General features: G+C 56.9%; 2 rRNA genes. Both read left to right on the top strand.

The features are described 5' to 3' along the window. The first annotated feature begins 116 nt into the window (after positions 1–116). Positions 117–1,644, top strand: a 16S ribosomal RNA gene (locus E1265_RS33560). A 203-nt stretch (positions 1,645–1,847) separates the two neighbouring features. Continuing rightward, positions 1,848–4,957: ribosomal RNA gene (locus tag E1265_RS33555) — 23S ribosomal RNA — on the top strand. Together the 16S and 23S rRNA genes form the textbook arrangement of a ribosomal RNA operon. The last annotated feature ends 22 nt before the right edge of the window (positions 4,958–4,979 follow it).

Here is a 4,979-nt window from a genome sequence, read left to right as displayed (position 1 = left end):
CTGAAGGTAGCGTCCGTTCCTTGAGAACTCAACAGTGTGCCAAGAAGTCAATGCCAGATTTTTGATTGATCAATGCGAGAATCAAATTGTTCTCGTGGATGATCTTCTTTGAAGCATTCACGGAGAGTTTGATCCTGGCTCAGGACGAACGCTGGCGGCGTGCTTAACACATGCAAGTCGAACGATGATCCGGTTTCGGCCGGTGATTAGTGGCGAACGGGTGAGTAACACGTGGGTAATCTGCCCTGCACTCTGGGATAAGCCCGGGAAACTGGGTCTAATACCGGATATGACCTTCGGTCGCATGATCGTTGGTGGAAAGCTTTTGCGGTGTGGGATGGGCCCGCGGCCTATCAGCTTGTTGGTGGGGTGATGGCCTACCAAGGCGACGACGGGTAGCCGGCCTGAGAGGGTGACCGGCCACACTGGGACTGAGACACGGCCCAGACTCCTACGGGAGGCAGCAGTGGGGAATATTGCACAATGGGCGCAAGCCTGATGCAGCGACGCCGCGTGAGGGATGACGGCCTTCGGGTTGTAAACCTCTTTCAGCAGGGAAGAAGCGTGAGTGACGGTACCTGCAGAAGAAGCACCGGCTAACTACGTGCCAGCAGCCGCGGTAATACGTAGGGTGCAAGCGTTGTCCGGAATTATTGGGCGTAAAGAGCTCGTAGGCGGTTTGTCGCGTCGGTTGTGAAAGCCCGGGGCTTAACCCTGGGTCTGCAGTCGATACGGGCAGGCTAGAGTTCGGTAGGGGAGACTGGAATTCCTGGTGTAGCGGTGAAATGCGCAGATATCAGGAGGAACACCGGTGGCGAAGGCGGGTCTCTGGGCCGATACTGACGCTGAGGAGCGAAAGCGTGGGGAGCGAACAGGATTAGATACCCTGGTAGTCCACGCTGTAAACGGTGGGAACTAGGTGTGGGCAGCATTCCACGTTGTCTGTGCCGTAGCTAACGCATTAAGTTCCCCGCCTGGGGAGTACGGCCGCAAGGCTAAAACTCAAAGGAATTGACGGGGGCCCGCACAAGCGGCGGAGCATGTGGCTTAATTCGACGCAACGCGAAGAACCTTACCAAGGCTTGACATGCATCGGAAGCATCCAGAGATGGGTGTGCTCTTTGAGTCGGTGTACAGGTGGTGCATGGCTGTCGTCAGCTCGTGTCGTGAGATGTTGGGTTAAGTCCCGCAACGAGCGCAACCCTTGTCCTGTGTTGCCAGCAACTCCTTTTGGAGGTTGGGGACTCACGGGAGACTGCCGGGGTCAACTCGGAGGAAGGTGGGGACGACGTCAAGTCATCATGCCCCTTATGTCTTGGGCTGCACACGTGCTACAATGGCCGGTACAATGAGCTGCGATGCCGTGAGGTGGAGCGAATCTCAAAAAGCCGGTCTCAGTTCGGATTGGGGTCTGCAACTCGACCCCATGAAGTCGGAGTCGCTAGTAATCGCAGATCAGCATTGCTGCGGTGAATACGTTCCCGGGCCTTGTACACACCGCCCGTCACGTCACGAAAGTCGGTAACACCCGAAGCCGGTGGCCTAACCCCTTGTGGGAGGGAGTCGTCGAAGGTGGGACTGGCGATTGGGACGAAGTCGTAACAAGGTAGCCGTACCGGAAGGTGCGGCTGGATCACCTCCTTTCTAAGGAGCATCTGACCTTCACACGTTGTGTGGGGTGTCCAGAGCCATGTCGTGGGCGAGTGTCCTGCGGTGGTTTGCTCATGGGTGGAACATTGACTGTTGTTCTTGGCACGCTGTTGGGTGTCTGAGGGCACGGCCGCGTCTAGCGATGCGGGTTTGTCTTCTTGTTGGTTGAGAATTGCACAGTGGACGCGAGCATCTGTGGCCAAGTTTTTAAGGGCGCACGGTGGATGCCTTGGCACCAGGAACCGATGAAGGACGTGGGAGGCCGCGATAGTCCCCGGGGAGTTGTCAACCGAGCTGTGATCCGGGGGTTTCCGAATGGGGAAACCCGGCAGTCGTTATGGGCTGTCACCTGCCGCTGAATGTATAGGCGGTGTGGAGGGAACGCGGGGAAGTGAAACATCTCAGTACCCGCAGGAAGAGAAAACAAGAGTGATTCCGGGAGTAGTGGCGAGCGAAACTGGATGAGGCTAAACCGTTTGTGTGTGATACCCGGCAGGGGTTGCGCAGGCGGGGTTGTGGGAGTTTCTGTGATCGTTCTGCCGGACGGTCGTCGAGTGAGAAATCACAGGTATAGGCGAAGGGCATGCGAAAGGCCTGGCGTAGAGGGTAAGACCCCCGTAGCTGAAATGTCTGTGACTCGATATGAGGCCACCCAAGTAGCATAGGGCCCGTGAAACCTTGTGTGAATCTGGCGGGACCACCCGTTAAGCCTAAATATTCCCTGGTGACCGATAGTGGATAGTACCGTGAGGGAATGGTGAAAAGTACCGCGGGAGCGGAGTGAAAGAGTACCTGAAACCGTGTGCCTACAAGCCGTGGGAGCGTCGCGTATCGAGCTTGCTCGGTACGTCGTGACTGCGTGCCTTTTGAAGAATGAGCCTGCGAGTTTGCGGTGTGTTGCGAGGTTAACCTGTGGTGGGGAGCCGTAGCGAAAGCGAGTCCGAAGAGGGCGTCGAAGTAGCATGCCCTAGACCCGAAACGGGGTGATCTAGCCATGGGCAGGGTGAAGCGTGGGTAAGACCGCGTGGAGGCCCGAACCCACCAGAGTTGAAAATCTGGGGGATGACCTGTGGTTAGGGGTGAAAGGCCAATCAAACTCCGTGATAGCTGGTTCTCCCCGAAATGCATTTAGGTGCAGCGTCGTTTGTTTCTTGTCGGAGGTAGAGCACTGGGTAGGTGATGGGCCTTACCGGGTTACTGACCTTAGCCAAACTCCGAATGCCGGCAAGTGAGAGAACGGCAGTGAGACTGTGGGGGATAAGCTCCATGGTCGAGAGGGAAACAGCCCAGAGCATCGACTAAGGCCCCTAAGCGTGTGCTAAGTGGGAAAGGATGTGGAGTCGCAGAGACAGCCAGGAGGTTGGCTTAGAAGCAGCCACCCTTGAAAGAGTGCGTAATAGCTCACTGGTCGAGTGATTCTGCGCCGACAATGTAGCGGGGCTCAAGTACACCGCCGAAGTCGTGTCACCGCACTCTGTGTGGTGGGTAGGGGAGCGTCGTGTGCCGGGTGAAGCAGCCGTGGAAACGTGTTGTGGACGGTTCGCGAGTGAGAATGCAGGCATGAGTAGCGATACACACGTGAGAAACGTGTGCGCCGATTGACTAAGGGTTCCTGGGTCAAGCTGATCTGCCCAGGGTAAGTCGGGACCTAAGGCGAGGCCGACAGGCGTAGTCGATGGACAACCGGTTGATATTCCGGTACCCGCCGTGAAGCGCCAACGCTGAATCTTCTGATGCTAAGCCCGTGAAGCCGCCTGCTGAGTCTTCGGACGAGGTGGGAGTGGTGGAGCCGGTGACCCGAGGGGGTAGTAGGTGAGTGATGGGGTGACGCAGGAAGGTAGTCCAGCCCGGGTGGTGGTTGTCCCGGGGTAAGGGTGTGGCCCGAAGGGTAGGTAAATCCGTCCTTCATGTGGGTGAGACCTGATGCCGAGCCGATTGTGGTGAAGTGGATGATCCTATGCTGTCGAGAAAAGCCTCTAGCGATGTTTCATGGTGGCCCGTACCCTAAACCGACTCAGGTGGTCAGGTAGAGTATACCGAGGCGTTCGGGTGAACTATGGTTAAGGAACTCGGCAAATTGCCCCCGTAACTTCGGGAGAAGGGGGGCCGCTTCTGGTGAAGACACTTTGCTGTCGGAGCTGGGGGTGGCCGCAGAGACCAGCGAGAAGCGACTGTTTACTAAAAACACAGGTCCGTGCGAAGCTGTAAGGCGATGTATACGGACTGACGCCTGCCCGGTGCTGGAACGTTAAGGGGACCGGTTAGTCCGATTTCGGTTGGGCGAAGCTGGGAACTTAAGCGCCAGTAAACGGCGGTGGTAACTATAACCATCCTAAGGTAGCGAAATTCCTTGTCGGGTAAGTTCCGACCTGCACGAATGGCGTAACGACTTCTCGGCTGTCTCAACCATAGGCCCGGTGAAATTGCATTACGAGTAAAGATGCTCGTTTCGCGCAGCAGGACGGAAAGACCCCGGGACCTTTACTATAGCTTGATATTGGTGTTCGGTTCGGTTTGTGTAGGATAGGTGGGAGACTGTGAAGCTCGCACGCCAGTGTGGGTGGAGTCGTTGTTGAAATACCACTCTGATCGTGCTGGATGTCTAACCTGGGTCCGTGATCCGGATCGGGGACAGTGTCTGGTGGGTAGTTTAACTGGGGCGGTTGCCTCCTAAAGGGTAACGGAGGCGCCCAAAGGTTCCCTCAGCCTGGTTGGTTATCAGGTGGTGAGTGTAAGTGCACAAGGGAGCTTGACTGTGAGACTGGCGGGTCGAGCAGGTGCGAAAGCAGGGACTAGTGATCCGGCGGTGGCTTGTGGGAGCGCCGTCGCTCATCGGATAAAAGGTACCCCGGGGATAACAGGCTGATCTTCCCCAAGAGTCCGTATCGACGGGATGGTTTGGCACCTCGATGTCGGCTCGTCGCATCCTGGGGCTGGAGTTGGTCCCAAGGGTTGGGCTGTTCGCCCATTAAAGCGGTACGCGAGCTGGGTTTAGAACGTCGTGAGACAGTTCGGTCCCTATCCGCTGTGCGCGTTGGAGTCTTGAGAAGGGCTGTCCCTAGTACGAGAGGACCGGGACGGACGAACCTCTGGTGTGCCAGTTGTTCTGCCAAGGGCATGGCTGGTTGGCTACGTTCGGGAGGGATAACCGCTGAAAGCATCTAAGCGGGAAGCTTGCTTCGAGATGAGGACTCCCACCCACTTGATGGGGTAAGGCTCCCTGTAGACGACGGGGTTGATAGGCCGGAGATGGAAGCCTTGTGAGAGGTGGAGTTGACCGGTACTAATAGGCCGAGGGCTTGTCCATAGATGCTCGCGTCCACTGTGAA

Source organism: Streptomyces sp. 8K308 (assembly GCF_004348315.1).
Taxonomy (GTDB): domain Bacteria; phylum Actinomycetota; class Actinomycetes; order Streptomycetales; family Streptomycetaceae; genus Streptomyces.
Note: the sequence above shows the minus strand (reverse complement) of the source record. Positions and strands in the feature narration are given on the sequence as shown.